This is a genomic window from Runella sp. R0.1_18 (assembly GCF_057652155.1).
This window is the reverse complement of the sequence record NZ_JBYFCK010000034.1, coordinates 1-26,259: the sequence shown is the minus strand read 5'-3', so window position 1 is coordinate 26,259 and position 26,259 is coordinate 1. Positions and strand designations below refer to the sequence as shown.

The following is a 26,259-nucleotide window of genomic DNA, read 5'->3' as shown; positions in this document are numbered from 1 at the left end:
TGGTTATTTTTAAGATAAAAACTTGCTCGATGCTTTGTCCAAATACATACCACAATTGGGGTGGTTTTGTAAAATACTAGCTGGGAAAAGCGGACTCACTTCGCCTTTCAAGCAGTTTTTTACGGCTTCAGCTTTACGCTCATCGGGCACCGAACAAATAAGGGCCGCCGATTTCATAATTTGACGAATCGACATGCTAATCGCTTGTTTGGGTACGTCATCTAACGTGGCAAACCAGCCTTCCCCTAACTGTTGACGGCGGCAAGCTTCGTCGAGATTCACGACGATGTAGGGGTTTTCGGTATCAAAATCAGCAGGAGGGTCATTGAAGGCCAAGTGTCCATTTTCTCCAATTCCTACCAAAGCCACGTCAATCGGGTGTTGTAAAATAAGCTGCCCCAATCGTTCACATTCGGTTTCGGGTTGCGTTTCGCCGTTGATAAGATGGCTTATTTTCATTGTCACTTTCGTCAATACTCTTTCTTTCAAATACTTACGAAAACTAGCGGGGTGTGATTCTGGCAAAGCAATGTATTCGTCTAAGTGAAACATGGTCACTTTGCTCCAGTCAATATCGGGTTCGTTGAGCAATTGCGTCAGGGTTTCAAACTGACTGGTACCCGTCGCTAAAATTACGTTGGCTTCGTCTCGTTCGGCGAGGGCTTTACGGATATATTCAGCAGCGGCAGCACCTGCTACTTGGCCAAGTTCTTGGGGATTTTCGGAAATATGGATAATCATTGAGTTTTATTTTTATTTGGGTTTAACGGGGGTATTGCCTCCTTGGGCAAGGGAAATGTCAACGGGGCGGTTGTTTTTCCACGCACCTGCCGTAAAATCAGGAATATCAATGGAATTAGAACGGTTAGCAACCGACTTTTCGCTCAACGGCCCAATGACACTCCAGGAAGCAGCATCATAGACGTCTTGGTCTAACGGAAGGCCATTGCGAAGACAATCAATCAAGCGCCAATCCATCAAAAAGTCCATGCCGCCGTGTCCGCCTACTTGCTTGGCTAATTCCCCGATTTTTTTGACAAGTGTGGGTTGGTATTTTTCCTCCAACGTCTTCATCTCTTGTTCTGAAATCCAGTCGTGACCCGTCGAAATTTTGCCTGGCAACGGGTACTTGAGTGCGGTCGCTTTGGTGCCGCTTACCAGATGTATGCGAGAATACGGACGCGGCGAGCTTACATCGTGCTGCAACATAATCGTTTTACCTTTGTTAGTCCGAATTGTCGTAGTGTTCATGTTACCACGAAACGTTTTATGGGCCAACGGCTGAAAAGTGGCATCGGTTTTAGCCAATTCTTTTACCTTGGCTTCCAACATAAAATCATTGCTTGACATCGATACCAAATAGTCCATTTTATCGCCACGGTTGATGTCTAATACTTGACAAATCGGCCCTAAACCATGGGTAGGGTACAGGTTTCCGTTACGGGCGTTTTCTTTAAGTCGCCACAGGTCGTAGCGTTTCCCTTTGTCAAAAAAGGAGTCAAAAATATCGTGAATGTATGCGCCTTCTACGTGGACAATTTCGCCAAAGAACCCTTGGCGCGCCATGTTGAGCGTCAGCAATTCAAAGAAATCATAGCAGCAGTTTTCGAGCATCATACAATGCTTCCGAGTACGTTCCGACGTCTCTACCAGTCTCCAGCAATCATCAACGGTCGTAGCCGCTGGGATTTCGACGGCGACATGCTTGCCTTGCTCCATGGCATACAGCGCCATGGGTGCGTGCAAGCTCCAAGGCGTGCAGATATAAATCAGGTCAAGGTCGGGACGTTCGCAGAGTCTTTTCCAGTCGTCCGCTTTACCCGCATACATCTCTGGTGCGTGCTTCGTTCCCACCAGTTTTTTCTTAGCCAAATCAATACGCTCAGGGCGAATATCCGACAGCGCTTTGATTTCGACGTTATCAATATATACAATTCGGTCGAGCGCGCCCAAACCACGGTTTCCTAAACCAATGTACCCAATCCGCACCGTATTGATTTTGGGCGCTCCGTACCCACACATATTGAACGTTTGCCGAGGAGGAAGCGGGAGTGGTGGAGGTTCGGCAGCGGTGGCTTCTTGGGGCAATGTACTCCCAGTAACGCCGAGCCCGACGAGTTTGATAAAGTCTCTTTTTTTCATGAGTGGCATTGGTTAACGGTCATAGTATCAAGGCAATCAAAGCGCTTTTTTACTTTGTTGCGTTTGTAGTGTTACTCAAAAATCGGCGAAGAGGCTATTGGGGTTGATGTTAAGTTTGCTTGAAAAAAAGTAAGTTTTTATTAAATTTAACCAGCCTTTATTTTTAAATAACTAAAGTATGAAACGTGACGACGCTTTATGGAAAGCAATTTTAGAGGATGTATTTGATGACTTTCTCCGATTTTTTGTGCCCAATGCAGAGAAAATTTTCGATATAGAGCGTGGATTTGTCTTTTTAGATAAAGAATTAGAGCAGCTTTTTCCTTCTAATCAAGATGAATTTAACCCAAAATATGTAGATAAACTCGTAAAAGTCTTCACCAATGAAGGTAATGAGCAGTGGATACTCGTTCATATAGAAGTACAAGGGGCAACTGACAAGGACTTTAGCAAAAGAATGTTCACGTATTTCTATCGTATATTTGACAAGTATCAGCGGCCTATAACTGCTTTTGCTATTCTTACCGACAGAAATAAACAGTTTCATCCCACACGTTTCGAACAAAACTACCTCGGTACAAAGCTTTTATATGATTACACTACGTTTAAAATAATAGAGCAAGATGAAAACGAGCTAATGCTAAGTGAGAATCCTTTTGCTATCGTTATTTTGACAGTAAAAACGGCACTTCTCAAAGGGAAAATTTCTGACAATGAGCTATTTGACCAAAAAGTAAATTTGGTCAAACGGCTATTAAGTAAGCAATTTGATAAAGATAAGATTCGAGCCTTGATGAATTTTCTAAAACTGTATGTGCGTTTTGAAAAAAAGGACTTAATCACTAAATTTGACAAGGAATTAGATACGCTCACAAATAAACAACAACCAACTATGGGTATTGAAGAGTTTGTATTGACCCGTGAAAGAAAGCTGGGGGAATTGAAAGGGATTGAGAAAAAAAACCTTGATTTTGTTCAAAACCTACTTACAAAAACCGACTTTGACAATGCTAAAATAGCTGAATTGGCAGGGGTAAAAGTTACGTTTGTGCAAAAAGAGCGCCTCAAACTTCAAAAATCGTAGTTCTTTCCCTATTTTCTTTAAAAGCCATAGCCCATATCATGGCCGTCAAAATCAGAATGGGTTGGTTCGTGATTGAAAGTAGAAAAATCTTGGTGGGTTTCGTGTAGGTGGGGCGTGGCCGCAAACGTAGCTTGCTGATAATCATCTTGATGATAAAAATCGCTTATTTGTGGGCTTGCTATAAGGTTTCTCTTGGAAATTACTTTTTCAAAAAATTCACTCTAAGTCAGTGAATTTTTTATTTGAAACCAGCTTTTTTGCACGGCTGGTTTACCGAGGCTTCCCTTTGTAGTGTTAACTAGTTGATATACAGTTTATTTATAAATAAATTAACCCCGAAAAAGAACCAAAATTGGCAATTTTCGGGGTTTTTGTGTATTTTGTTTTTACGACAAAACAGAAATACAGATGCAATCGCAGCGGCGACCCGCATACACTTTTCGACGTTAATTCTGCAAACTCTTCAAAATTGTACATTTTTAAGAATTGTACCGATTTAGGAGCTATTAATAAGGCTATTGATTTGGAATCTTTAGTTGAATTGCTTCCTGAAAAAACGATGGTTGGAGCTGCCTCTTGGCTTTCTCAACAGGGCTATTTTGGCTTAGTTCTTCAAGCATTATCTAAAACTCAGTGACGAAAAATTATTAGAAAGATTTAACACAGAGCAGTCCGCCGCGCAGCGATATTTTTTGGTATCCACACCGTCAATGTCGTTAAGGTCACAAAAAGAAGAAAAAAGTTTACTATTCACCCTCCCACCTCCAGCAATTCCTGCCAGCGGGTAGTGTAGCATTTTGATTTTCGTTCTTGTCGCAGTTGCCAATCTCGGCCAAAACCCTGCACCGCTACTTTGACGGTATCGCGACCCATCCGTTTGTTCAGTCCATCCAAGGCTTTCATCGCTTTGGTGTCCATTTCCCGCTTTCGGGTATCAAACAAACTTACTTGTACCTGATCGTCGGGTACAATTCCCGAAATCATCACCCCCGCTTTTTTGTAAATGAAACCTGGTTTAAAGATAAGCTCCAAACCGCGCAAGGCGTACCGAATTATCTCAAAGTTTGAAGCGGTTGATGTCGGCAATTGGAGTACTTTGGAGTTGAAATAAGAGGGTTCGTCCAAACGGTGCGGATTCGTATATAAAAATACGTGGACGATGTGCGCACAACTATTTTGTTTTCGTAGTTTTTCTCCTGCTCGGGCGGCAAAATTGGCCACGGCCTCCGTAATCACTTTGAAGTCGGTGGTCGATTTTCCAAATGAGCGAGAAACACAAATGCCTTTTTTGGGCGCGGGCTCGTTTTCTAAGTTATAACACACCTCGCCTTGCAACTCTCGGAACATTCGTACGCCCACTACGCGCATTTTTTGGCGTATCCACTCCTCTTTGGCCTGCGTCAATTGAAGGCCGTGGTGGATGTTGTTTTCCTTGAGCATTTTGGCGTACCGATGCCCAATTCCCCAAATGTCCTCTACTGGCGTATTGACCAGTGCAATTTCGGCGTCAGTATCGGAATCAATCAGGTACACCCCTTTTTGAGGAGAACGTTTTTTTGAGAAGCGATTGGCTACTTTTGCCAGCGTCTTGGTGGGGGCTACGCCAATACTTACGGGAATTCCTGTGTATTGCTTGACAGTTTGGCGGATGTTTTGTGCCAGTTCTTCCAAGTTTTCGTAGGGCATATTCCGCAAGTCAACAAAGGCTTCATCGATGGAATATACTTCGATACTTGGCACCATTTGGGCAATGGTTGTCATGACTCGGTTGGACATATCGCCGTACAAGGCGTAATTAGAAGAAAATACCTGGACTTGGTGCTTGTCGAATAAATCTTCTTTCTCAAAGGCTAAATCACCCATTTTTAAGCCTAGTGCTTTGGCCTCGTTAGAGCGAGCAATGACGCATCCATCATTGTTACTCAAAACCACTACGGGTTTCCCTTCTAACTTCGCGTTGAAGACACGCTCGCAACTGACATAGAAGTTGTTACAGTCAATAAGGCCGAACATTATTGGGCTGATTGATAATAAATGTCACTACTCCCCATATCTGGAAATCCATGTCTTCTTTAACCAATATCTGCTCATACGCAGGATGTTCGGGAATGAGCCATACGTTACCTTTTTCTTTTCTGAAGCGTTTTACAGTATATTCTCCGTTCAATACAGCGATGATAATATCGTTGTTTTTAACTGTTTTGGAGCGGTCAACTACCAACAGTGAGCCATCCACGATGGTGGCACCTTCCATGCTATTTCCCTTTACTCGCACGCAAAAAGTAGCGTGAGGCTTATCGACCATGAATTTGAGCAAATCCAACGATAATTCTACATAATCATCCGCTGGAGAGGGAAACCCCGCCTGCACGCTAGAACTATAATAAGGCAAAATTACCGAATGCTCGGGAGTCTCAATGTCGTAAATTTCTAGCCCGTTGGGGCCGTTGGGTAAATGTAGGGAGTGCGTCATACGATTCAAAGGTTCAGAGAAAAAGCTAAATACGTGAATAATCTCATGTAAGTCAAAAATTTCAACAATTTCCCGCAGGCTGTTTAGTAGTGAAAAATAGGATTTTTAGCCTTTTTATGCCCTTCTCTCTCGTTTTTTTCCTAATTTGTGCCACAAACAGGCTTCTTTTGCCCTAAACCTGAAATCATTATGTTTCCTATTTCCAAAATGCTACATCCGTAGTAGGCACTTTGAGTGTCTTACTTCCTTTGAAAATCTCTAAATCATCATATCCGCAAACCTAACTTATACATCAAAATCTAACACTTCATGAAACTAAACATTACTACCAAAATTGTCATTGGCTTCGTTCTAGGGGTAGTTATCGGGCAAATTTTACACAGCACGATGGACGCCGAGCAGGCAGCCGAAATATCCAAGAAATTCCAGATTCTCAGCAAAGTCTTCCTCAAACTGATCAAAATGATTGTGGGGCCGTTGGTGTTTTGTACACTTGCGGTGGGAGTTGCCAAACTCGGCGATTTTAAAGTCGTGGGTCGTATTGGTATCAAAACCCTGTTGTATTTTTATTTCGCTACTATCTTATCCCTACTCGTGGGTCTATTGGTCGTGAATGTAACTCGACCTGGCGAAGTACAACAGTGGCCTCGTCCTGCTGCGGGTACCGACACGGGCGTGACGGGCAAGTCGATGAAAACTGTCGAAGATTTTATTTTGCATATTTTCCCTGATAGCTTCTTTAAAGCCCTTTCCGAAAACGAAATCCTCCAAATTGTGGTGTTTTCGCTATTTTTTGGGATTGCTCTGGGCGCTGTAGGAGAGCACGGCAAAAAACTCATCAAAGCCATTGAAAGCCTTTCGGAGGTAGTATTTAAAATTGTTGGGTACGTGATGGAATTGGCTCCTTTTGCCGTTTTAGGGGCAATGACGGGTGTAGTAGCTATGAAAGGACTCGGCATTTTGATTTCGTATGCCTACCTAATGGTATGCTTCTTCGGAGGTTTGCTCTTCTTTATTTTCGGGGTATTGTGGGTTATTTGTCTTGTCATGAAAATCCCGTATCTCAAACTGTTGGCGCACGTCAAAGATTCGATGATTTTGACTTTTAGTACGGCCAGTTCAGAGGCTTCTTTGCCGCAACAAATCACTGCTTTGGAAAAATTTGGTTGTAGTCAGCGTATCATTGGGTTTGTCTTGCCGTTGGGTTATTCTTTCAATCTTGATGGCTCGATGATGTACATGACCTTTGCAACGGGTTTTATTGCCCAAGCATACGGCATTCCGCTCACCATTCAGCAACAAATAGCCATGCTCCTTACCTTGATGATTACTTCCAAAGGAATTGCGGGTGTACCGCGTGCCTCGTTGGTAGTGATTGCGGGGACGTTGGCACAATTTAACCTACCCGTCGAAGGGTTGGCACTACTACTCGGTATTGACCCCTTCTTAGACATGGGGCGTTCGGCAACTTCGGTCGCTGGAAATGCCGTAGCAACAGCAGTTATTTCAAAACTTGAAGGAGAATATACCGAAAGCTAATAAAAAGCGGCTTAACTCCTTGACTATTTGATTGAAAAGGAGTAGGTTAGATAAATTTTTTCCTATACCTAAAATCTATCACCTTATCCTTTTCAATCCCATGGCACAACCACTTCCCCTCGAAAACGAAATCGCAGGCGTATTTACTAAATTCCCTCAGCTGCCTGACAACGTCAAAGAAATTCTGGTCAAAATTTCCCCATTCCTCTGCATCATTGGAGTTATTTTTGGCGCCTTAGGGCTACTCGCCGTGCTAGGTATTGGTGCGGGTGCTACTGCCATCGGACTAGCTTCGTTTGGTAGCATGGGCGTTTACTGGATTTCGATGGCTATTTTGGCTGTTATGGTACTTATAGAAGGGCTGGCTATTTCGCCACTGATGAAACGCCAAAAGAAAGGTTGGGATTATATGTACTATCTTTTCTTGTTGAGCTTGGTGAGTGGAATTATCAATTTAGCAGGAATAGGAAGCTTATTCAGCAACTTGATTAGCCTCGCGCTGTCGTTTCTGATTGGAGGCTGGTTACTGTTCCAAGTTCGAGAAAAATACGTCTAGTAAGTATTTATGAAAAAATAGACTTTCCACGTTTTAGGCTTAACTTGGAAAGTCTATTTTTTTATTTTGCAGCTTCTACCATTGCCAACAACCCATCCAAGCCCGTTTCTCGCTCATTGAGAAACAACGGTTTATGAAAAAAGTGCAGTTTTTGAAGTAAGTGTAACAATTGCATTTTTTCCGCTTCATTGAGCGTTCCTGCAATAATTAAGCTCGCTTTTCGCATTTCTTCAAACGTCCCGAAAAGTACCCCCATTCCTTTCCCCGTAATCAATAAGCGTTTGCTTCGGCGGTCTTTTGGATCGTCCGTTTGTTCGATGAGGCCATTGTTCAATAACCGCTTGATGACTTCCATCCCCGTCGTTTTTTCGTGGATGTTCATGTCAATAATCTCCGTTTTGGTGCAGCCGCCCGTTTGCCAAATGCCCGCCAAATACGAAAAATCATCAATCGTAATCAGGTGAGCAGAGTCCAGCGCTTTTTTGATATACCCTTTGGCATAGCGATACAAAAACGCCACCAACTGCGATAGCAGTACCTCTACCGTTTCTCCATTTTCAAATTTCAGCTTGGGGTCAGACGATTTAGCGAAAACTTGTTGATTAAGGTATGCCACAAACCCCTCCATGTCTTTCCGTTGAAGCGGCGAACGCTGCGCTTCGTAGTTGGCTAAGTGCCCAATCAGCTCTTGTAATAATGCGTAGTTCATTTTTTAGTAGTGAAAACATTCTAAAAATTGAAAAATATTTTGTTTTCGTACAAACAATAATTCATTTGGAATGTTATCGTAGTAATTAACACAATTCCAATCATAAATGTTTTTTACTGCTCATTTTAAAATTCGCATGAAAACACACCTATTCGCTCTACTACTCATCGTTAGTTTTACCAATGCGTTCGCCCAAAACACAGGAACCATTTTGGGGTCTGTGCGCGACAAACGTACCCAAGAAACGCTCATTGGGGTTACGGTACAGATTGAAGGTACGACCCAAGGCACCACCACCGACGTGGATGGAAAGTTTAAACTAGTCCTTCCCGTAGGAAGCTACAACCTCAAAGCATCTTTTGTAGGCTACAAAACTGCCAGTAAATTCAACGTCGTACTCACGTCGGGAAATGCCCAACAAATTACGTTTGACCTTGAAGAAGAAGCGGTACAATTGACCGAAGCCAAAGTCGTCTATAATCGTTCTATTTCAGTTGCCTCGGTCGAAACGCCCAACTCCATTCAAAAACTGACTACCGAAGAAATCAAAAACAACCCAGGCGGGAACTTTGATATTTCGCGCGTGATTCAGGTACTTCCAGGCGTTGGTGGGACGGCAGGCTCGGTGGGAGGTTTTCGTAACGACCTCATCATTCGTGGTGGTGGCCCCAACGAAAACGTTTTTTATCTCGATGGCATCGAAATCCCCGTTATCAACCACTTTGCGACTCAGGGCAGCTCCGGAGGCCCCACGGGGATTTTGAACGTTTCTTTTATTGAAGATGCCACGTTGAGTTCGAGTAGCTTCAATGCCCGTTATGACAATGCCCTTTCGTCGGTGTTACAATTCCGTCAGCGCGAAGGCAATCCCGAACGCCTCCAAGGTAACTTTCGCGTCAGTTCAACCGAGGTAGCAGGGACATTTGAAGGGCCACTTTCACCCAAAACCACCTTTTTGGCATCGGTGCGTCGCTCTTATTTGCAATTTTTGTTCAAAGCCATTGACCTCCCTATTCGTCCCAACTACTGGGATTTTCAATACAAAGTCACGCACAAGCTCAACAAAAAGACTACATTAACAGCCATTGGAGTGGGAGCCATCGACGAATTTTCGTTTGCGGTTCCCAAAGAATCTTCCCCCGAAAAAGAGTACGTGCTTCGTTCTAACCCCACCATTAATCAGTGGAATTATACCACAGGGTTTTCGCTTAAACGCCTTCTGGAAAACGGCTACCTTAACGTTTCCTTGAGCCGAAATATGTTCAACAACCGCCTTGATCGTTTTGAGGATAACCGCCAAGGTGACGAGAATTATCGGGCGCTTAAAAGTGTATCTCAAGAAATTGAGAACAAACTCCGCTTGGATGTGAATAAGTTTGTGGGTAAGTGGGAATATAGCTACGGTGCTATGCTTCAGTATGTTAAGTATAACAACGACTTCTTTAACGTACTGCGCCGTGAAGTCAAAAATACCCAAGGAGAGGTGATTCAACCTGCCGTAAACATTGCGTTCAACACGGCCATTGATTTTTTCAAGTTCGGGGCTTTTGCTCAAGTAAACCGTAAGCTATTAGACGACCGCCTGAATCTTTCGGCTGGTTTGCGTACCGACATGAACTCATTTACCTCGGACGGAAACAACCCGCTCGAAACCATTAGTCCGCGCATTTCGGCAAGTTACCAATTGAGCGACAAATGGCGTTTAAATGCGTCGGTGGGGCGGTATTTCAAAACGCCGATTTATACGGTTTTGGGGTATAAGCAAGACGGCAATTTTGTCAATAAATCAAGCAAATATATCCGTTCCGACCATTTGGTTGCAGGCTTAGAATTTATCCCAACACCTACCACTCGCATTACGCTCGAAGGATTTATGAAGCAATACGATAACTACCCCGTTTCGGTACGTGATGGTATTTCGTTGGCCAACCAAGGCGGGAACTTCGGAGCCATTGGCAACGAAGCTGTACTAAGCACGGGCAAAGGACGTAGCCGCGGGCTTGAGTTTTTCTTCCAACAAAAGCTGACCAAAAATTTCTTTGGGGTCTTTAGCTACACGCTCTTCCGTTCTGAGTTTTCGGGAAAAGATGGAAAGTATGTGGCTTCTGCGTGGGATACGCGCAACCTAATTTCAACACAATTAGGGTATAAATTTAAAAAAGGCTGGGAGTTGGGTCTTAAATGGCTCTACCAAGGGGGCGCACCTTACACGCCTTACGACTTGGCCGCTTCGCAGCGCAACTACCTCACCACGGGCGTAGGTACCGAAGATTATACTCGACTTAATAGCCTACGATTGAAGTCATTTAGTCGTGTAGATTTTCGTATTGATAAAAAATGGAATTACAAGAAAACCTCCATTGATTTGTTTTTTGACTTACAAAACGCCCTATTAACAGCCAACCCTGCTTTACCTCAATACACTTTTGAGCGCTTAGCTGATAATTCTGGATTTAGAACTACGGATGGGCAAGCGTTACGAAGCGACGGCAGTAATGGTATCCCGCTCATTCTTGCGAACGAAGACGCCAATTTCACCCCTGCGCTGGGTTTTGTGATTGAGTTTTAATTAAGTGTCGAGGGTAGAATGCAGACGGGGTCGCCCGAGCGATGTCGAATGGAGTGTTCTTGTTCGACACTCTGCACTCGACCCTCGACATTCCCTTAAACACTTGCGCCTACGCGCTCAAGAAGTTTCTTTGTGGCTTTGATACCGTCGTATTCTGACGTTACATTTCCTTCGTATTCGATACCTACAATGCCACGGAAGCCCGCGTCTTTCACAATTTTGAGAAGCTTCGCGTAGTCCATTTTCGCTTCGTTGCCATTGGCATCAAAATCGTTGGTTTTGGCACTTACACCTTTGGCAAATGGCATCAACTCTTTTACCCCCAAATAACGGTCGTATTCTTCGGTGCAGCTTCCGCCCCACTCACCCCCTGTACTACGCTTAATGCAGAAGTTGCCAAAATCAGGAAGGGTACCTACGTTTTTCATATTCACTTGCTTCATTACGCCCGACAACCACTTCCCATCGGAAGAAAAACCTCCGTGGTTTTCTACAATTACATTGATGCCCACAGGAGCGGCAAATTCACCCAATTTACCCAATCCATCAACGGCAGCTTTGGCTACCTCTTCGGCTGTACCCCGACCAAATGAGTTTACCCGAATCGTCTTACAACCCAAGTATTTGGCACATTCTACCCATTTTTTGTGGTTGTCAACGGCCTTATTACGCGTTGCATCATCAGTCTCGGCCAGGCCACCTTCGCCGTCAATCATAATGAGGTGATTTTTGATGTCGTTGTCTTTGCAACGCGTCAAAAGCTCATTCAGGTAGGCCGTGTCTTTGGCTTTGTCTTTAAACATTTGATTGACGTACTCCACAATACCAATCCCAAATTCTTTACGAGCTACCACAGGGAAGTCTAAGTTGGTCAGTTTTTTCTCATTAAAAATGGCTTTGTGCAACGACCACTCCGCCAATGAAATCTCAAACCATAGTTTCTTCTGTGGCTCAAAGGCCAACACTTCAGGAGCAAGCGCTGCAGCCCCTGCCACAGCCCCTAATTGCTTGATAAACGAGCGACGATTATTCATGTAATTAGTTTAAAAGGGTTTGTAATTATTTATACGTACCCATTGAAGTTGACAACAAAATCATCACACTTCAATGGGCTTTCTTTTTAATCTTCAAAAGGCAGTCGTGGAAGTATTTTTACTTCTTCCCAACGTACCGCTCAAAAAACTCATAAATCCGCAACATACGGTCGATGCGCTGACGAGGGTTTCCGCTGCGGCTCAATTCATGCGTTCCGCCTGGCATACGGACATACTCCACTTCTTTCCCCATGATTTTCAACGACTTGTACATCATCTCACTTTGAATCACTCCCGTGCGCAAATCGTTTTCACCGTGTTTAATCAGAAACGGAGTTTTTATTTTATCCACAAACGTATAAGGTGAATTTGCATCCATCGACGCTTTGGTTTCGGCCTCCCACGGGTAGCCTCCAAAATAATTAGGCACCAAGCGCCACGCGTTTCCTTCGCCCATAAATGTCGTCAAGTCATACACGCCCCGCTGCGCAAACGCTGCCTTAAAACGGTGGTCGTGTGCAATAATCCAAGCCGTCAAATAGCCCGCATACGAACCACCCGTAATCACCTGACGCGACGTATCGGCCCACGATTCTTTGGCTGCTTCCGAACAAGCACGCAATACATCTTCGGCAGGGCCTGTTCCCCAATCACGGTAGTTGGCGCGCATAAACTCGACGCCGTAGCCTCCCGAACCGCGCGGGTTGGCATACACAACTCCGTAACCTTGGGCACAGAAATACTGGAACTCATGCCACATAGAGCCTTCACCTGGCCCCCACATGGCAGTTGGGCCACCGTGCATGTTGAGTAATAAAGGGTACTTTTTACCTGCTTCCACCACTGTTGGCTTCATAATCCAGTACTCCACCGTTTGGCCTTTCGAGTTCGTAAACGTATGTTTGGTCGGAATACTCAAGGCTTTTTTGGCAACCCAATCGTTGTGCGACGACAGTTTTTGAGCATTTTTCATCAACACATCCGCACGATACAACTCAGATGGATTCGTAATTTCAGTTTTGACAAAAACTACTTGATTGGGCTGTACGTCAAAATCAGTTACCCCTGTGTCATAGTCAGAAAGTTGTTCTACTTTATCTACCGTAGGCACAGCACGATACAACGGCGTTCCGCCGTTTGACGAGGCTGTAAAATAAACATACTCGACTTTACCTACTTCTTTTTTGTTTTTGGGGAATGTCAACGTCACCCATTTCACATTCCCAGGAGAACGGTCAAAAGAATGAATAGTATAGGTCGTTCCTGTATTTTTCAAATTCAAAAAACCTAAATGAGACTGATCAAGCGTACCCGATTTGATGGCCGCTTGCGACGTTGTGAACGCCAACCACTGCCCATCGGGCGAAGGCGTAGGCTGTCCAAAACTACGGGCTTTGTCCGTCAAGACAGTACGAACACCACTTCCGTCAGCATTCATCACACAAATGCGGTTTGCCAAGTCGCGGTCAGGATGAATGAGGGTATCGGTACGAGTAGCAAACCAAATTTGTTTTCCATCTCCCGACCATGCACCTGAGCTATAAGAATAAAACCCTTTCGTCAACGGCAGAGGCTTTGCCCCTTCTTTGACGTCAACCACCAACAGATGCGAAAAGCTCAACTCTTGACCCGCTGAAGCTTCACCTTGAAAATTGAGACGGTTGATTACTTTCGCTTTTTTATCCTCCACATCTTTATCAAGGTACGCTCTAATTTCCTCAATTGTGCCATCAGGATTAGGTTTGACGGTGTTTTTCTTGAGTTGTTCGTTTTTCAAAAAACCTGCTTTTTCCAAACTCCATGCGGGCCCCCCTTTTGACGGGTTCAGAATCGAATCTGTCATCAAAGTAGCAAAGCTCACCGAGGTCGAGAACAAAATTTTAGCGCCATCGGGCGAAAACTGCGGCCCACCTGCTCCGTGCTTGTAGTCCGTCAACTGCCACGCTTCCCCTCCATCCAAAGGCATCACGAAAATTTGAGATTTTCCCTTTACACTGCGGGTAAAAGCAATGCTTTTTCCATCGGGGCTCCAAACAGGCCCCACGGCGCTTTCGCTGCCACGGGTGAGGGCACGAGGCGCTGTTTTCCCATCTGCATCCGCCAGCCAAATGTGCAATTTGTAGTCATAATCACTGCCGTCAGCGTTAGGTTCAATGGTATTTACGTTGTAAACGATACGTTTTCCATCGGGCGAAATCGCGACGTTGCCCAGTTGTTTGATGCGAGTGAGGTCAGAAGCGACCACTTTTTCTTTGGTTTGGGCCACGCTCCCAAACGATATACTTATCAAAAGAGCGCAATGTAGAAAAGCGCTTGCTAGGTTAGTAAATAAACGCATAATGAAGGGTTTGTTGATTTTTGTCCGAAAGTACAGACTTTTGAAGACTTATAAAAAATTGACAAAAATCCCTTTCAGGTTGTAGATACCTAGCTACCCGTTATTTTTGCGGTCTAAAATCATTTTCAAATGCGAAACGTAAAAGTAGGTTTGGTACAAATGAGCTGTACCGCCGATGTCAACGATAATCTAGCGAAAGCCATCGCCAAAACCCGCGAGGCCGCTGCGCAAGGTGCTCAAATTGTTTGCCTTCAAGAATTGTTTAAGTCACTCTATTTCTGTGACGTAGAAGACCACGCTAATTTTAGCCTCGGCGAAGCCATCCCAGGGCCTACCACCGACGTTCTTAGCGAATTAGCCAAAGAACTCGGTATTGTGATTATCGCTTCCTTATTTGAAAAACGTGCGCCAGGTTTATACCACAACACCACTGCCGTTTTGGACGCTGACGGAAGCTATTTGGGGAAATACCGAAAAATGCACATTCCCGATGACCCAGGCTACTACGAAAAGTTCTATTTTACCCCAGGCGATTTGGGTTATAAAGTGTTTCAAACCAAATTTGGAAAATTGGGCGTGCTTATTTGTTGGGACCAATGGTATCCCGAAGCAGCCCGTATCACGAGTTTGATGGGGGCGGAAATTTTGTTTTACCCAACGGCCATTGGCTGGGATGTCAACGAGCAAGACCCTGCCATTAGCCAAGAACAATACAACGCCTGGCAAACCATTCAGCGAAGCCACTCCGTTGCCAACGGCGTATATGTCGTTTCGGTCAATCGCGTAGGGCGCGAAGCTGATCAGCAGTTTTGGGGCGGTTCGTTTGTTTCTAATCCCTTCGGAAGTCTGATGTACTTGGCTTCGCACGACCAAGAAGAAACGAAGGTAATCGAACTCGATTTGGACAAAACGGAGTATTATCGCACCACCTGGCCTTACCTCCGCGACCGCCGCATCGACAGCTACCAGCCAATTACGAAGCGCTTGATTGACGAGTAGTTTGTGCCTTAATAGAATAGGCGGTTTTCAGAAACTGCCTATTCTCCCTTTTTCTCAAAACATCCCCTCCTCAATTTCAGCATCGACTTCACCTTTTCCTTCCAAAATCTGCAAGATAGGCTTGATTTGATAAATGCTTCGATTGTAACGGTTGCTCAGGAGGATAATGACGAACTTATCTTTGGGGCTAAACCACATCAAGGTATTGTAGCCTTTCCACCAGCCTGTATGATAGACATATTTGGGTTGTTTCGTTGCTTCGTCCACGTGCATCCGAAAACCATAGCCGTAGTTTCTGATACCTTTTTTCTCAAAACTACGAGGGGTAAAAGCTTCTTTTAACGTTTCGGGGCGTAACACACACCCACCACTCAGCCCTGCATACCAGCGAAAAATATCATCCATGGTAGAATACACCCCTTTATCACCCACCACATCGTCAAAATTATCTTTTGGCAAACGGCGGTTATACTGGTAGCCCGCTGTGCGCAATTGATTGAGCGAATCATTTTTAGTGGTGACAAGCCACGTATTTTTCATGCCCAATGGCTTAAAGATGGAGTCGCGGAGAAAAGTCTCGAACGTTTTTCCCGAAACCTTTTCAACAATAGTGGCTAGCAACGCATAGTTGGTGTTACTATAACTGAAGTAGGTGTTTGGGGTATTATAAGGTCTTGGTTTTACGGCGCAGTACCAGCGCACGATGTCATCGTTGGTCGGATAAGGATTGCGTTTACGTACGCTGTCGGTGAGTACATAAGCATAATTGGGCAAGCCACTACGGTGCGAGAGCAAGCTTTTGACCTGAATACCCGAGTACGGAAACTGAGGAATAAATTTCTTGACGGAGTCTTCCAAACTAAGCTTACCCGCCTCATAAAGTTTGAGAATAGCTACCGCAGTGAATGTTTTTGAAAGTGACGCCAACTGAAATTTCGAATCAGGCCGAAGGGTATCTTTTTTTTCAACTTGGGCGTAGCCGTTGGAATTACGGTACAAAACAACGCCTTGTTGGGCAATGAGCACATTGCCATTAAACCGTTCTAATTTGAATTTCCGCTGAAAAAGTGAATCCAAACGAGCCGCTTTTTCGTCGGCCTTGATACGTTTTTTTACTTCGGAAAGTTTTTCGGGAGAAAGCGATTTATCCGAAACACAGTCGATTGAGGCGTGAAGAAGATTGGATGCTTGGTGTTGATTATCGCTGGTGTTGTTACATGAAAAAACAACCACTAAGGCGAGAAATGCAATGGTTCTAATCATTCTAAAGTGGGTTAACGAGCGGGGTGAATATAAATAAAAAGGCTTTGGCAGCCAAGCCAAAGCCTTTTTATGAATGAAAGTTTATCGTTTGAAGAACACTTTCAAGGGCGATTATTTACCACTTTTAGCAGGTGTAGCTGTTTTGTTGGCAATCACCTCACCTTTGAGTGTTAAGTAAACGGTTCCGTTTTCAGCGTTGCTTGGTACAGTCACAGTCTTGTTGAAAGGTCCCATCACGCCAGCGTTAAACGTAGCTTTTACCGTTCCTTTTTTGTTTGGCATCACTGGCTCACGCGTCCACTCAGGAGTTGTACATCCGCAAGAAGCCGCTACGTTACCCAATACGATTGGGTCAGTACCTGTATTTGTGAACTCAAATACGTAAGTCACTGGCTTTCCTTGCTCGATTTTACCGAAATCATTTTCGTTCTTAGCGAATTTGATTACTCCTTTTTGGGCGAAGCTAACTGCGCTAAATGCTAAAATTGCTACGAATAGTGAAAAAACCTTTTTCATGTTGTGTGTAAAATTAAGTTTTGTGAAAGTTGGTTGCTAGTCTAACAAAAATTGTAGGAGCAAAAGTTTTGCCAAATGTTATTTTTGTTCAAAATTTTAGAACAAAGAAACTCAAAAAAGTTGTATTTTGAAACATCCGTTGTTTTCCTGTATATTTACTTGCCAAAACAACGAAATCTTACAAAATAATACTCATCAAGAAACGTGATAGAAAACGAACTCGCCACCGACCTTATTGCGCTAACGCGCCAAAATATTCTGGACGACTATCGTTTGGTATGTGAGAGTCGTCAAGCAAGCTTGTTGGGAAGAAAAGATGTGATGGGAGGTCGAGCGAAATTCGGAATTTTTGGTGATGGAAAAGAATTGGCCCAAATAGCCATGGCCAAGGCATTCCGAAAAGGGGACTTTCGTTCGGGCTATTATCGCGACCAAACCGTCGTGGCAGCTCTTGGAGGACTCACGTGGCAGCAGTTTTTTTCCCAACTTTATGGCCATGCCGACGTCGAATTTGAGCCGCACACCGCAGGCCGTTCGATGAACAACCACTACACCACGCGTTATTTGGACGAAAATGGTTTGTGGAAACCCCAAACAACTACCTATAATCATATCAATGACCTTGCTCCTACGGCTGGACAAATTCCGCGCTCAGTAGGGTTAGCGTACGCGTCAAAACTCTACCGTGGCAACGAAAGTTTGCATGGAATGACGGATTTCTCGCACAATGGCGATGAAATAACGTTTGCAACCATCGGAGATGCTTCTACTTCTCAAGGGATGTTTTGGGAAACGATGAATGCCGCAGGGGTATTACAAGTACCTCTTTTAATGTCGGTATGGGACGATGGCTTTGGGATTTCGGTACCTGTCGAATATCAAACCACGAAAGCCAGTATTTCTAAAGCACTCGGTGGGCTGCAAAGAGAAGAAGGAACCAACGGTATTGAAATCTTCACCGTCAAAGCTTGGGATTATGTAGGACTGATTGAAACCTACCAAAAAGCGGCCGAACTGTGTCGTACTCAGCACATTCCAGTATTGGTACACGTAGAAGAAGTCACCCAGCCGCAAGGCCATTCTACCTCAGGCTCACACACCCGTTACAAATCAGCCAAGCGCCTCCAATGGGAACAAGAAGGTGACTGCAATCTGAAGTTTAAAGAGTGGATTTTGACCAATGGCTACGCGTCCCCTGAAGAATTAGAGGAGATTGACGAAAATGCCAAAAAGTTCATTCGTCAAGAACGAAACAATGCGTGGAAAGTATATAGTGAGGCAATCCTCCATGAACAAAATGAAGTAGTAACCTTGCTACAAACAGCCGCTCACGAAAGTCGATTCACTTCTGAGCTGCTCAAAATGAGCGACGAGTTAAAACGAGAAATTGTTCCTCTGCACCGCCACAATACATCGGCTATCCGCAAAGCACTTCGTTTTTTACGCTTTGAACCTTCCGCTACTCGAAACGCCCTGGTAGAATGGTTGGCCAAAAATACAGAAGTTAACCACGACCGCTTTAGCTCGCACTTATACAGCGAATCGCCCGAATCTCCCCTGAAAGTAACGCCCGTAGCTGCCCAATACCTCGAAGACTCTCCCCTACTAGATGGCTACCAAATTATTCGCGCCAACTTTGATGCCTTGTTTGAACAAGACCCGCGCATCGTTGCGATGGGTGAAGACGTAGGAAAAATCGGCGACGTTAACCAAGGTTTTGCGGGACTTCAAGAAAAATACGGCGAATTGCGCATTACGGATACGGGCATTCGGGAAACCAGTATTATTGGCCAAGGCATTGGTTTGGCCATTCGAGGTCTAAAGCCTATTGTTGAAATCCAGTACTTTGACTATATCTTTTATACACTAGCTACCCTCACCGACGACCTAGCTTCGCTGCATTATCGTACCAAAGGTGGGCAAAAAGCACCGCTTATTATTCGTACACGCGGTCACCGTTTAGAAGGTATTTGGCACTCAGGTTCGCCAATGGGTTCGGTGATTCACAGTTTACGCGGTTTACACGTTTGCGTACCACGCGATTTGACGCAAGCGGCAGGGATGTACAACACGCTACTGCGTGGCGATGACCCCGCCCTCGTTGTGGAGCCTCTCAACGGCTATCGCCTCAAAGAATACCTTCCTTCTAATTTAGGGCAATTTTGTGTGCCGCTCGGCGAGCCCGAAGTATTGCGAAAAGGTACCGACCTCACCATTGTCACCTACGGCTCGATGTGCCGCATTGTACAAGAGGCAGCCGAGCAGCTTTCTCAGCTCGACATAAGCGTAGAAATTATTGATATTCAAACACTTTTACCTTTTGATATTCACCATTCGATTGTAGATTCTATCAAGAAAACTAATCGGGTGATATTTGCCGATGAAGATATGCCAGGAGGGGCGTCAGCTTACATGATGCAACAAGTTTTGGACGGACAAAATGCCTACCAATGGCTTGATTCGGCACCAAGATGTGTATCAGCCAAACCTCACCGCCCTGCGTACAGTTCCGACGGTGATTACTATTCAAAACCCAATGTTGAAGACATTGTAGAGGCAGCGTATGGCCTCCTTCACGAAGCAAATCCACAGCAATTTCCAGCGCTGTACTGACCTATATTGACTTCCAAACCCCACGCTTTTACCCGCAGAGTATTCTGCGGGTTTTTTGTTAAAGATTGATGAAAGTCAGGTTATTTTCTTAGGCACTTTAGTAGGTTGTGGTTGGAATCGCTAATTTTGCGGTTTACTTTCAAAGACATACCTAACCAAACGATATGAATTTCAAACTATCGCAAGTCCCCGACCGCACTTCCAAACCACGTCAGTATGGATTAACAATGGTCATGGACAAAGGGTTGAGCATTCGTCAAGTCGAAGATATGCTCGACATTTCGGCTCCTCATATAGATATTGTTAAACTTGGATGGGCTACCTCATTTGTTACGCCTAATCTCAAAGATAAAATTGCCGTCTATAAAAGTGCAGGCATTCCCGTTTACTTTGGTGGGACGCTGTTTGAGGCATTTGTCGTAAGAAACCAATTTGAAGACTATCGCCGCCTTATCGACGAATACCAGCTGGAATACGCCGAAGTATCGGACGGTTCGATTGAAATGCCTGCCGAAATTAAGTGTGATTTTATTCGCGTTTTGGCCGAGCAAGTAAAGGTGTTGTCGGAAGTTGGTTCAAAAGACGAAACCAAGATTATTCCACCTTACAAGTGGATTCAGCTGATGAAAGCCGAGTTGGAAGCAGGCGCCTGGAAAGTAATCGGTGAAGCGCGCGAATCGGGTAACGTAGGTCTTTTCCGTTCAAGTGGAGAGGTTCGTCAAGGGTTGGTAGAAGAAATTTTGACCCAAGTTCCCAACAAAGACATCATCTGGGAAGCACCGCAGAAAGCCCAACAGGTATGGTTTGTCAAACTGATTGGTGCTAATGTGAATCTTGGAAACATCGCCCCTAACGAAATCATTCCGCTCGAAACCATTCGCTTGGGGCTACGTGGGGATACGTTCGCCAATTACCTCAACGACAAAACCCGCAAACGTTGGAAGTTGTCGAAATAGGTTGGAGCGTCCATAGGCTGTAGTCCATAGTCCATAGTTGACAGTCCATAGACGCTAGTATCGTCCAAAACCATGTACTATTGACAATCGACTACTAACTATCGACCGTGGACCATCGACCATAGAACTATCAACTGTTAACCCCCGACAATACACTAAAAAAAACAAAATGGCCTTTAAGTTTGAACAGTTAGTAGTTTGGCAGAAAGCTGTGGAGTTTAGTGGCGCTATTCATGAGCTTACACTTTCTTTTCCAAAAGATGAGTTATTTGTTCTTACATCTCAAATAAAACGTGCAGCTGACTCTATTTCTCTCAATATTGCTGAAGGTTCAACGGGACAGTCTAACGCTGAATTTGGTCGATTTTTAGGATACGCCATACGTTCAAGTATTGAAGTAGTTTCATGCCTGTATGTTGGACAACGACGAAATATCATCAATAAATCTGACTTCGAAAAACTTTATTCGGAGATAGAGCAAATTATCAAAATGACTCAAGCTCTCCGAAATTCACTTGGGTAGTTTGGAGTGAATAGTCGATAGTCCATGATCCATAGACCACTAACCGCCGACTGTGGCTCATTAACCATAGACTATTGACCATCGACTGTGGACTAAATAAAAATGTAAACCAAAAACGATAAATAATGGAATTTCTCGCACAAGTAGTAGATTTTTTTCTGCACCTCGACAAGCACCTTGCTGACATTATTACCGAATACGGTACGTTGACGTACTTGATTTTGTTTTTAATCGTATTTACGGAGACTGGCTTGGTTGTGATGCCGTTACTCCCAGGTGATTCGTTGCTATTTGCGACGGGGGCATTGGCGGCTTCTACGGGGGCGCTAAATCCTTGGATTGTGATTCCGTTGTTGATTGTGGCGGCGCTAATGGGCGACAACGTCAATTATTTTGTGGGTAAATTTTTAGGCTCAACCATCAAAAAACGAGAACGGATTCTGTTTTTCAAACGCGAATATTTGGAACAAACCGAAGCGTTTTACCAAAAACACGGAGGCAAAACCGTTATCATGGCGCGTTTTATCCCGATTGTCCGTACGATTGCGCCGTTTGTGGCAGGGGCAGGAAGCATGACTTATTCGCGTTATATTCTTTTCTGCGTTGTGGGGGCGTTTTTGTGGGTACCGACTTTGACGATGCTGGGCTTCTTCTTCGGGAACTTGCCCATTGTGAAGAAAAACTTTGAATTAGTGATATTTGGTATCATTGGCCTTTCGGTATTGCCAATGGTATGGCAGTTTGTCAAAGCCAAGTTTTTGACGCCAAAGGCGTAGGAAACCTTTTAAAAATACGAAGCTCCGTAGGTCAGGATTTGCCTGATTTGCGGAGCTTTTTTAGTTTCATCCGACGCAAAACCACGTTCACCCAGCTTGGGGCTTATTTCGTGTATTATTTTTGGGCAGTTACCCGCGATTTTTGATTTTTGTTGAACCTAACAAGCCGCTGAAACAATGGACGAATTGACAATAAAAGTTCGAACCCTTCGAGAGATGTACGGATATTCACAAGAAGCAATTGCCTATCAGTTAGGCATTAGCCAAGCCGCCTACTGCAAGCGAGAAAGTGGTAAAACCCGCTTTACGTTTGAGTGTATTCAAAAATTGGCAGAGGTATATCAGCTACCAATGACTGAATTGATTTCTCGTACGGCGCAGGAGTTGGCCTTACAAGCACTAACCAAACGACACGCAAGTGCTGCCTAGTGGGTTTATTCTGAGAAGTTATAAATTATAACCAACTCGAATAAAGTATAACGCTAGGTTATTGAAAAATGCAGTTGTAGCGATGACCTTTGTATCATCAATTGATAATCAAAGGGAGTGCGGCCAACCTCCCAAAGGCGAAACCCGAAAAGCCTGAAAAGAGTAGGGACATGAAATCAAATTTTTTTAAAACATGAAAAAGTTAGAAGTTTTGGAAATGGAAAAGTTTGAGGGAAAAGGAAAAGGGTGGCAATATTATGCAGGTTCTTGTGGAGTGTCTGCCGCTTTACTTGAAATCTCTTGGTCATTGGGACCTGTAGCATTTGGAGCTAATGCTATTTATTCATCCGTTTGTGTATTATTAGTGCCATTAGCAACTGCTTCAGGGAAGATTTAGCAGTATTATAATTGGAGTAAAAATATCAATGTTAACAACCATAAATATGAAAAAAATTAACACTGTTTCCATGTCAAACATAGCTGGTGGTGGCTGGAAAAATGGAGTAGATTATGTATGTGGTGGAGTAGATGCCGCAGACTTAACCGTTCTTGCATTAGCACGGCTAGGAGCTCGTGTTGCACTTGGCCCTATCGGCGCAGGTTTAGGAGTTGCCTGCGCTGCATGGGGAATTGGTCGTACTTTTGATTGGATTTAAGAAAACAGTTCTACTAATTCATGAAAATCAAAGATTCATGAATTAGTAGAGCCTAAAAAGAAAAATAAAATGAATAACATAACACTACGTCAATTGTTTTATACAACTTTGTATATTGTAGCTATATATTCCCTTTTCAATTTTTATTTTATCGAAAATAGTTTTAAAAAATTATTTGGGATTATAGGCCATATTTTACTGACTTATTTTTTGTTTTCATATTTATATAAATCAAAATTTAAAAACTGAAAACCTTTTCAATAACCGAATCACAGCCATGAACAATTACTATCGTTATTTATTGTTTTGTACTATTGTACTGGGGCTTTCGTGGCTTATGAAAGAAACATTGATTTCAGACACGCTCTATTTTAATACTCTTGCTGACCAGCTTTCGTATGAACAAATAGAGGCCATGATTGCTCAAGGGAAAAAATGGGAATGGCTCAGTTATGTGCTTGTTCCGCTGGTGTATCTTATCAAGTTTTCGTTGGTAGCTTTGGTGCTAAGTTTGGGCGTATGGCTGGCGACCAATCGCTTTTGGTTTAAATCCTTGTTTGCTGCCGCTATTGAGGCTGAGGTCATTTTTTTGATTCCAGTTATTGCCAAGATTCTTTGGTTTTTATTTATTCAGCCTAATTATACACTTCAAGATTTACAGTTGTTTTATCCTTTATCGCTCCTTAGCCTGTTTGAACCTAATACCTTAGAAGCTTGGTGGCTTTATCCGTTACAGGTGCTCAACGTATTTGAAGTGGTTTATTGGGGGATATTGGCTTATCAAGTAGCACCCCTTCTTCAAAATCAACACGGGTATGAACACGAGGGGGTGGTTGATCGTTTAGGCCGTGGCTTAAGTGTTGTTTCGGCAAGTTATGGGGCTGGGCTGGCAATTTGGATAGCAGTAGTGATGTTTTTGACACTTTCTTATTCATAAAAACATGAGCCGAATTGGGTTAAAATACGCCTTACTGATAAGTTTGGCGGTGGGAGGTGCGTACCTAGGGTATGGTATAGTTCAGAAAATTACCCACAAAAAAGAAATTAACGACCGCACTACGCACGTACCAGTTTTTCAATTTACGGATTTGGAGGGGCGTGCTTTCACACAAAAAGACATAGCTGACAAAACAACTTGGCTGGTGTATTTTGATTCGAGCTGTGAGTTTTGCCGCATGGAAATAAAAGACATCGTTAAAAACAAAGCCGCCTTGTCAGATATAGAAATGGTGCTCGTGTCAACCGAAGAGCGAGATGTGCTGCAAAAATTCAGCAAAGACTACGGTTTTGAGTCACTCAAAAATTTTCATATTGTCCAAGATAAAACCCATGAATGTCATGAACGCTTTGGTTTTGTTTCTACTCCTTCTTCTTTACTATATTCTGCCCAAGGGGCTTTGATTGAGCGCTTTAAAGGCGTAGTGAAAGTTGAAAAAATTGTTTCGTTGCTTACTGATAACCCACCTAAATATTCTCTTACAAAGCTATGAAAAAGTTACTTTTCCATGAGTTATCAGCTATTAAAGGTGGTTTTCGCCCACGTTGCAGCAGTCGGTTTTCGTTTAAAATCATGCCCTTGTTTATGACTGAACTATTGGTTTGGGACTCGTTTATCCTGTGCCGTTTGAGGGTTTGGGAAATAAAGTAAGAAGGTAAGTTGTATGAAAATACTGATTTTAATTTCATTTATCAGTTGTTTCGGAATTGTAAACGCATGGGCGCAGCGTACTTCAAATGATAACGCCTTTTCTAAGAGTGACAGCACTGCTTATTTCTATTTTTACCGCCCCTTCAAACTAATGGGCGCGGCTATCAGGTACCACATTTATATCAACGATACCAAAGTGGGCCGTCTTGGAGTGAGAGATGCGTTTAAAGTGCCTATTATTCAGCCTGGTAAAACTGAGCTTTGGGCAAAAACAGAAATAACCAAAGGTCTTATAATTGATGTCCAACCGCATCAATCGTATTATATAAAATGTGGAATAAGTTGGGGACTATTGGTAGGACATCCTAAATTAAAACGAATGAGTCCTGGTATAGGAGAGTGGGAGTATAAAATAATGAAGGGACAAATCTCACCCAAGCAGCTCAGAAAATTGAAAAGACAACAGAATGATTCGTCAAAGCCATGAATAAACAACAAACAGCCCTTAAAAAATCATTTATTCTTCAACAAGACTCGTCCGATTGCGGCGTAGCATGTTTGCGAATGTTGCTGCGATATTATGGAAGCGATGCTTCGCTCGAACGCCTGCGCGAACTCAGCGGTACGACCAAAGAAGGCACTACCCTTTTGGGGCTTTATCAAGCAGCCAATTCACTTGGCTTAGAAGCCGAAGGTTGTGAGGCCGATATTGAGGCACTTATTGAACACCGTCAGCCTGTTATTTTACATATAGTGATGGAGGGAAATTTACAGCATTACATAATTTCTCTCCCCTCTCTGGAAAGGAGAGGGGCAGGGGGTGAGGTTTTTACTGTTGCCGACCCTGCCAAAGGTATTGTTACCTATTCGGAAGAAGAACTAAAGAAAATATGGAAATCGGGCAAATGCCTGACCCTACGCCCTACCGAACGACTGCAACTGGTAAAAGTGCAGCAACAGGCCAAGAAAAAGTGGCTGTTAGATTTATTACAAGACGACTGGGGACTATTGGTTACAGCATCGGCTTTAGGCTTAGGTATGGCACTGCTGGGTATGGTGATGGCGGTATTTTCTCAAAAACTGATTGACGATATTTTGCCATCACGAAATGCCACAAAATTAGTTGGAGGAGTGGCTTTGGTGGCATTTTTGCTGTTGGTGCGGGTAGGTTTGGAGTCGCTGCGAACGTATATTCTTATGCGGCAATCTAAGCAGTTCAATAACAGAATGGTTGGAGGGTTTTATGAAACACTACTGGATTTGCCAAAGTCGTTTTTTGATTCTCGGAAAATAGGAGATTTGGTAGCTCGCCTCAACGATACGGCGCGTATTCAACGGGTTATCAGTCAATTGGCTGGAAGTGTCCTGCTCCCGTAAGGTGTAACCATTTAAAATTGGAGGGAATTTCTTAGGTTTCACAATCAAAATGGTAAAAC

27 protein-coding genes are annotated in these 26,259 nt (G+C 43.7%); 18 read left to right on the top strand and 9 right to left on the bottom strand.

The window, feature by feature from the left end:
- Positions 1-9: 9 nt before the first annotated feature.
- Together AC23P2_RS29610 and AC23P2_RS29605 are read right to left on the bottom strand one after the other, a co-directional pair.
- Positions 10-741: a glucosamine-6-phosphate deaminase gene (locus AC23P2_RS29610; RefSeq protein WP_487776547.1), complete on the bottom strand. Its 732-nt coding sequence runs from the start codon at positions 739-741 to the stop codon at positions 10-12.
- A 12-nt stretch (positions 742-753) separates the two neighbouring features.
- Complete coding sequence (locus AC23P2_RS29605; RefSeq protein ID WP_487776546.1) at positions 754-2,142, bottom strand: Gfo/Idh/MocA family protein; 1,389 nt, start codon at positions 2,140-2,142, stop codon at positions 754-756.
- 178 nt (positions 2,143-2,320) lie between these two features.
- On the opposite strand from AC23P2_RS29605, the gene AC23P2_RS29600 reads away from it, so the two are divergent.
- The gene (locus tag AC23P2_RS29600; RefSeq protein ID WP_487776545.1) at positions 2,321-3,226 is read left to right on the top strand and encodes an RpnC/YadD family protein; all 906 of its coding nucleotides are present in this window, start codon (positions 2,321-2,323) and stop codon (positions 3,224-3,226) included.
- A gap of 469 nt (positions 3,227-3,695) precedes the next feature.
- Positions 3,696-3,863: a hypothetical protein gene (locus tag AC23P2_RS29595; protein ID WP_487776544.1), complete on the top strand. Its 168-nt coding sequence runs from the start codon at positions 3,696-3,698 to the stop codon at positions 3,861-3,863.
- 113 nt (positions 3,864-3,976) lie between these two features.
- Here AC23P2_RS29595 and AC23P2_RS29590 read toward each other — a convergent pair whose 3' ends face one another.
- The gene (locus AC23P2_RS29590; RefSeq protein ID WP_487776543.1) at positions 3,977-5,239 is read right to left on the bottom strand and encodes a Y-family DNA polymerase; all 1,263 of its coding nucleotides are present in this window, start codon (positions 5,237-5,239) and stop codon (positions 3,977-3,979) included.
- Complete coding sequence (locus tag AC23P2_RS29585; RefSeq protein WP_487776542.1) at positions 5,223-5,699, bottom strand: LexA family protein; 477 nt, start codon at positions 5,697-5,699, stop codon at positions 5,223-5,225. The genes AC23P2_RS29590 and AC23P2_RS29585 overlap by 17 nt, the downstream gene beginning before the upstream one ends.
- A 309-nt stretch (positions 5,700-6,008) precedes the next feature.
- On the opposite strand from AC23P2_RS29585, the gene AC23P2_RS29580 reads away from it, so the two are divergent.
- Together AC23P2_RS29580 and AC23P2_RS29575 are read left to right on the top strand one after the other, a co-directional pair.
- Positions 6,009-7,238 carry a dicarboxylate/amino acid:cation symporter gene (locus AC23P2_RS29580; RefSeq protein WP_487776541.1) on the top strand — a complete coding sequence of 410 codons (1,230 nt, stop codon included), beginning with the start codon at positions 6,009-6,011 and terminating at the stop codon, positions 7,236-7,238.
- A gap of 100 nt (positions 7,239-7,338) precedes the next feature.
- Positions 7,339-7,794, top strand: a complete 456-nt coding sequence (locus tag AC23P2_RS29575; RefSeq protein ID WP_487776540.1) for a hypothetical protein — start codon at positions 7,339-7,341, stop codon at positions 7,792-7,794.
- 61 nt (positions 7,795-7,855) lie between these two features.
- On the opposite strand, the gene AC23P2_RS29570 is transcribed toward AC23P2_RS29575, so the two are convergent.
- A complete protein-coding gene (locus AC23P2_RS29570; protein WP_487776539.1) occupies positions 7,856-8,503 on the bottom strand; it encodes a MarR family winged helix-turn-helix transcriptional regulator in 648 nt (215 codons plus the stop codon).
- Positions 8,504-8,639: 136 nt separating this feature from the next.
- On the opposite strand from AC23P2_RS29570, the gene AC23P2_RS29565 reads away from it, so the two are divergent.
- Entirely contained in the window at positions 8,640-11,072 is a 2,433-nt protein-coding gene (locus tag AC23P2_RS29565; RefSeq protein WP_487776538.1) for a TonB-dependent receptor, read from the top strand.
- A gap of 95 nt (positions 11,073-11,167) precedes the next feature.
- Here AC23P2_RS29565 and AC23P2_RS29560 read toward each other — a convergent pair whose 3' ends face one another.
- Both AC23P2_RS29560 and AC23P2_RS29555 read right to left on the bottom strand, forming a co-directional pair.
- Positions 11,168-12,106 (bottom strand): sugar phosphate isomerase/epimerase family protein, encoded by a 939-nt coding sequence (locus AC23P2_RS29560; protein ID WP_487776537.1) that lies wholly within the window; start codon positions 12,104-12,106, stop codon positions 11,168-11,170.
- A 118-nt stretch (positions 12,107-12,224) separates the two neighbouring features.
- On the bottom strand, positions 12,225-14,444 hold the full coding sequence (locus AC23P2_RS29555; RefSeq protein WP_487776536.1) for a S9 family peptidase: 2,220 nt from the start codon (positions 14,442-14,444) through the stop codon (positions 12,225-12,227).
- A gap of 129 nt (positions 14,445-14,573) precedes the next feature.
- On the opposite strand from AC23P2_RS29555, the gene AC23P2_RS29550 reads away from it, so the two are divergent.
- Positions 14,574-15,443: a carbon-nitrogen hydrolase gene (locus tag AC23P2_RS29550; RefSeq protein ID WP_028524391.1), complete on the top strand. Its 870-nt coding sequence runs from the start codon at positions 14,574-14,576 to the stop codon at positions 15,441-15,443.
- A 54-nt stretch (positions 15,444-15,497) separates the two neighbouring features.
- Here AC23P2_RS29550 and AC23P2_RS29545 read toward each other — a convergent pair whose 3' ends face one another.
- On the bottom strand, positions 15,498-16,706 hold the full coding sequence (locus AC23P2_RS29545) for a serine hydrolase domain-containing protein (RefSeq protein ID WP_487776535.1): 1,209 nt from the start codon (positions 16,704-16,706) through the stop codon (positions 15,498-15,500).
- A 111-nt stretch (positions 16,707-16,817) separates the two neighbouring features.
- A complete protein-coding gene (locus tag AC23P2_RS29540) occupies positions 16,818-17,222 on the bottom strand; it encodes a DUF1573 domain-containing protein (protein WP_122932073.1) in 405 nt (134 codons plus the stop codon).
- Between the two features lie 204 nt (positions 17,223-17,426).
- Here AC23P2_RS29540 and AC23P2_RS29535 point away from each other — a divergent pair, with 204 nt between their 5' ends.
- The 12 genes from AC23P2_RS29535 (at position 17,427) to AC23P2_RS29480 (ending at position 26,200) form a co-directional block, all read left to right on the top strand.
- On the top strand, positions 17,427-19,835 hold the full coding sequence (locus AC23P2_RS29535) for an alpha-ketoacid dehydrogenase subunit alpha/beta (RefSeq protein WP_487776534.1): 2,409 nt from the start codon (positions 17,427-17,429) through the stop codon (positions 19,833-19,835).
- A 164-nt stretch (positions 19,836-19,999) separates the two neighbouring features.
- Positions 20,000-20,791 (top strand): phosphosulfolactate synthase, encoded by a 792-nt coding sequence (locus AC23P2_RS29530; RefSeq protein WP_028524387.1) that lies wholly within the window; start codon positions 20,000-20,002, stop codon positions 20,789-20,791.
- Between the two features lie 169 nt (positions 20,792-20,960).
- Entirely contained in the window at positions 20,961-21,314 is a 354-nt protein-coding gene (locus AC23P2_RS29525; RefSeq protein WP_028524386.1) for a four helix bundle protein, read from the top strand.
- 125 nt (positions 21,315-21,439) lie between these two features.
- On the top strand, positions 21,440-22,090 hold the full coding sequence (locus AC23P2_RS29520) for a DedA family protein (RefSeq protein WP_487776533.1): 651 nt from the start codon (positions 21,440-21,442) through the stop codon (positions 22,088-22,090).
- A 177-nt stretch (positions 22,091-22,267) separates the two neighbouring features.
- Positions 22,268-22,519: a helix-turn-helix domain-containing protein gene (locus AC23P2_RS29515; protein WP_487776532.1), complete on the top strand. Its 252-nt coding sequence runs from the start codon at positions 22,268-22,270 to the stop codon at positions 22,517-22,519.
- A 193-nt stretch (positions 22,520-22,712) separates the two neighbouring features.
- A complete protein-coding gene (locus AC23P2_RS29510) occupies positions 22,713-22,916 on the top strand; it encodes a hypothetical protein (protein ID WP_487776531.1) in 204 nt (67 codons plus the stop codon).
- Between the two features lie 70 nt (positions 22,917-22,986).
- A complete protein-coding gene (locus AC23P2_RS29505) occupies positions 22,987-23,175 on the top strand; it encodes a hypothetical protein (protein WP_487776530.1) in 189 nt (62 codons plus the stop codon).
- 277 nt (positions 23,176-23,452) lie between these two features.
- Complete coding sequence (locus AC23P2_RS29500; RefSeq protein ID WP_487776529.1) at positions 23,453-24,112, top strand: hypothetical protein; 660 nt, start codon at positions 23,453-23,455, stop codon at positions 24,110-24,112.
- A 4-nt stretch (positions 24,113-24,116) separates the two neighbouring features.
- Positions 24,117-24,665, top strand: a complete 549-nt coding sequence (locus AC23P2_RS29495; protein WP_487776528.1) for a TlpA family protein disulfide reductase — start codon at positions 24,117-24,119, stop codon at positions 24,663-24,665.
- A complete protein-coding gene (locus AC23P2_RS29490) occupies positions 24,662-24,823 on the top strand; it encodes a hypothetical protein (RefSeq protein WP_487776527.1) in 162 nt (53 codons plus the stop codon). The genes AC23P2_RS29495 and AC23P2_RS29490 overlap by 4 nt, the downstream gene beginning before the upstream one ends.
- Positions 24,824-24,836: 13 nt before the next feature.
- Positions 24,837-25,310 (top strand): hypothetical protein, encoded by a 474-nt coding sequence (locus AC23P2_RS29485; protein ID WP_487776526.1) that lies wholly within the window; start codon positions 24,837-24,839, stop codon positions 25,308-25,310.
- Entirely contained in the window at positions 25,307-26,200 is an 894-nt protein-coding gene (locus AC23P2_RS29480; protein WP_487776525.1) for a cysteine peptidase family C39 domain-containing protein, read from the top strand. The genes AC23P2_RS29485 and AC23P2_RS29480 overlap by 4 nt, the downstream gene beginning before the upstream one ends.
- Positions 26,201-26,259 lie beyond the last annotated feature (59 nt).

Bases quoted from the DNA above. Each gene is read 5' to 3' on its own strand.
- AC23P2_RS29610 (WP_487776547.1), bottom strand. From the start codon at position 741: ATGATTATCCATATTTCCGAAAATCCCCAAGAACTTGGCCAAGTAGCA.
- AC23P2_RS29605 (WP_487776546.1), bottom strand. From the start codon at position 2,142: ATGAAAAAAAGAGACTTTATCAAACTCGTCGGGCTCGGCGTTACTGGG.
- AC23P2_RS29600 (WP_487776545.1), top strand. From the start codon at position 2,321: ATGAAACGTGACGACGCTTTATGGAAAGCAATTTTAGAGGATGTATTT.
- AC23P2_RS29590 (WP_487776543.1), bottom strand. From the start codon at position 5,239: ATGTTCGGCCTTATTGACTGTAACAACTTCTATGTCAGTTGCGAGCGT.
- AC23P2_RS29585 (WP_487776542.1), bottom strand. From the start codon at position 5,699: ATGACGCACTCCCTACATTTACCCAACGGCCCCAACGGGCTAGAAATT.
- AC23P2_RS29580 (WP_487776541.1), top strand. From the start codon at position 6,009: ATGAAACTAAACATTACTACCAAAATTGTCATTGGCTTCGTTCTAGGG.
- AC23P2_RS29575 (WP_487776540.1), top strand. From the start codon at position 7,339: ATGGCACAACCACTTCCCCTCGAAAACGAAATCGCAGGCGTATTTACT.
- AC23P2_RS29570 (WP_487776539.1), bottom strand. From the start codon at position 8,503: ATGAACTACGCATTATTACAAGAGCTGATTGGGCACTTAGCCAACTAC.
- AC23P2_RS29565 (WP_487776538.1), top strand. From the start codon at position 8,640: ATGAAAACACACCTATTCGCTCTACTACTCATCGTTAGTTTTACCAAT.
- AC23P2_RS29560 (WP_487776537.1), bottom strand. From the start codon at position 12,106: ATGAATAATCGTCGCTCGTTTATCAAGCAATTAGGGGCTGTGGCAGGG.
- AC23P2_RS29555 (WP_487776536.1), bottom strand. From the start codon at position 14,444: ATGCGTTTATTTACTAACCTAGCAAGCGCTTTTCTACATTGCGCTCTT.
- AC23P2_RS29550 (WP_028524391.1), top strand. From the start codon at position 14,574: ATGCGAAACGTAAAAGTAGGTTTGGTACAAATGAGCTGTACCGCCGAT.
- AC23P2_RS29545 (WP_487776535.1), bottom strand. From the start codon at position 16,706: ATGATTAGAACCATTGCATTTCTCGCCTTAGTGGTTGTTTTTTCATGT.
- AC23P2_RS29540 (WP_122932073.1), bottom strand. From the start codon at position 17,222: ATGAAAAAGGTTTTTTCACTATTCGTAGCAATTTTAGCATTTAGCGCA.
- AC23P2_RS29530 (WP_028524387.1), top strand. From the start codon at position 20,000: ATGAATTTCAAACTATCGCAAGTCCCCGACCGCACTTCCAAACCACGT.
- AC23P2_RS29525 (WP_028524386.1), top strand. From the start codon at position 20,961: ATGGCCTTTAAGTTTGAACAGTTAGTAGTTTGGCAGAAAGCTGTGGAG.
- AC23P2_RS29520 (WP_487776533.1), top strand. From the start codon at position 21,440: ATGGAATTTCTCGCACAAGTAGTAGATTTTTTTCTGCACCTCGACAAG.
- AC23P2_RS29515 (WP_487776532.1), top strand. From the start codon at position 22,268: ATGGACGAATTGACAATAAAAGTTCGAACCCTTCGAGAGATGTACGGA.
- AC23P2_RS29510 (WP_487776531.1), top strand. From the start codon at position 22,713: ATGAAAAAGTTAGAAGTTTTGGAAATGGAAAAGTTTGAGGGAAAAGGA.
- AC23P2_RS29505 (WP_487776530.1), top strand. From the start codon at position 22,987: ATGTCAAACATAGCTGGTGGTGGCTGGAAAAATGGAGTAGATTATGTA.
- AC23P2_RS29500 (WP_487776529.1), top strand. From the start codon at position 23,453: ATGAACAATTACTATCGTTATTTATTGTTTTGTACTATTGTACTGGGG.
- AC23P2_RS29495 (WP_487776528.1), top strand. From the start codon at position 24,117: ATGAGCCGAATTGGGTTAAAATACGCCTTACTGATAAGTTTGGCGGTG.
- AC23P2_RS29490 (WP_487776527.1), top strand. From the start codon at position 24,662: ATGAAAAAGTTACTTTTCCATGAGTTATCAGCTATTAAAGGTGGTTTT.
- AC23P2_RS29485 (WP_487776526.1), top strand. From the start codon at position 24,837: ATGAAAATACTGATTTTAATTTCATTTATCAGTTGTTTCGGAATTGTA.
- AC23P2_RS29480 (WP_487776525.1), top strand. From the start codon at position 25,307: ATGAATAAACAACAAACAGCCCTTAAAAAATCATTTATTCTTCAACAA.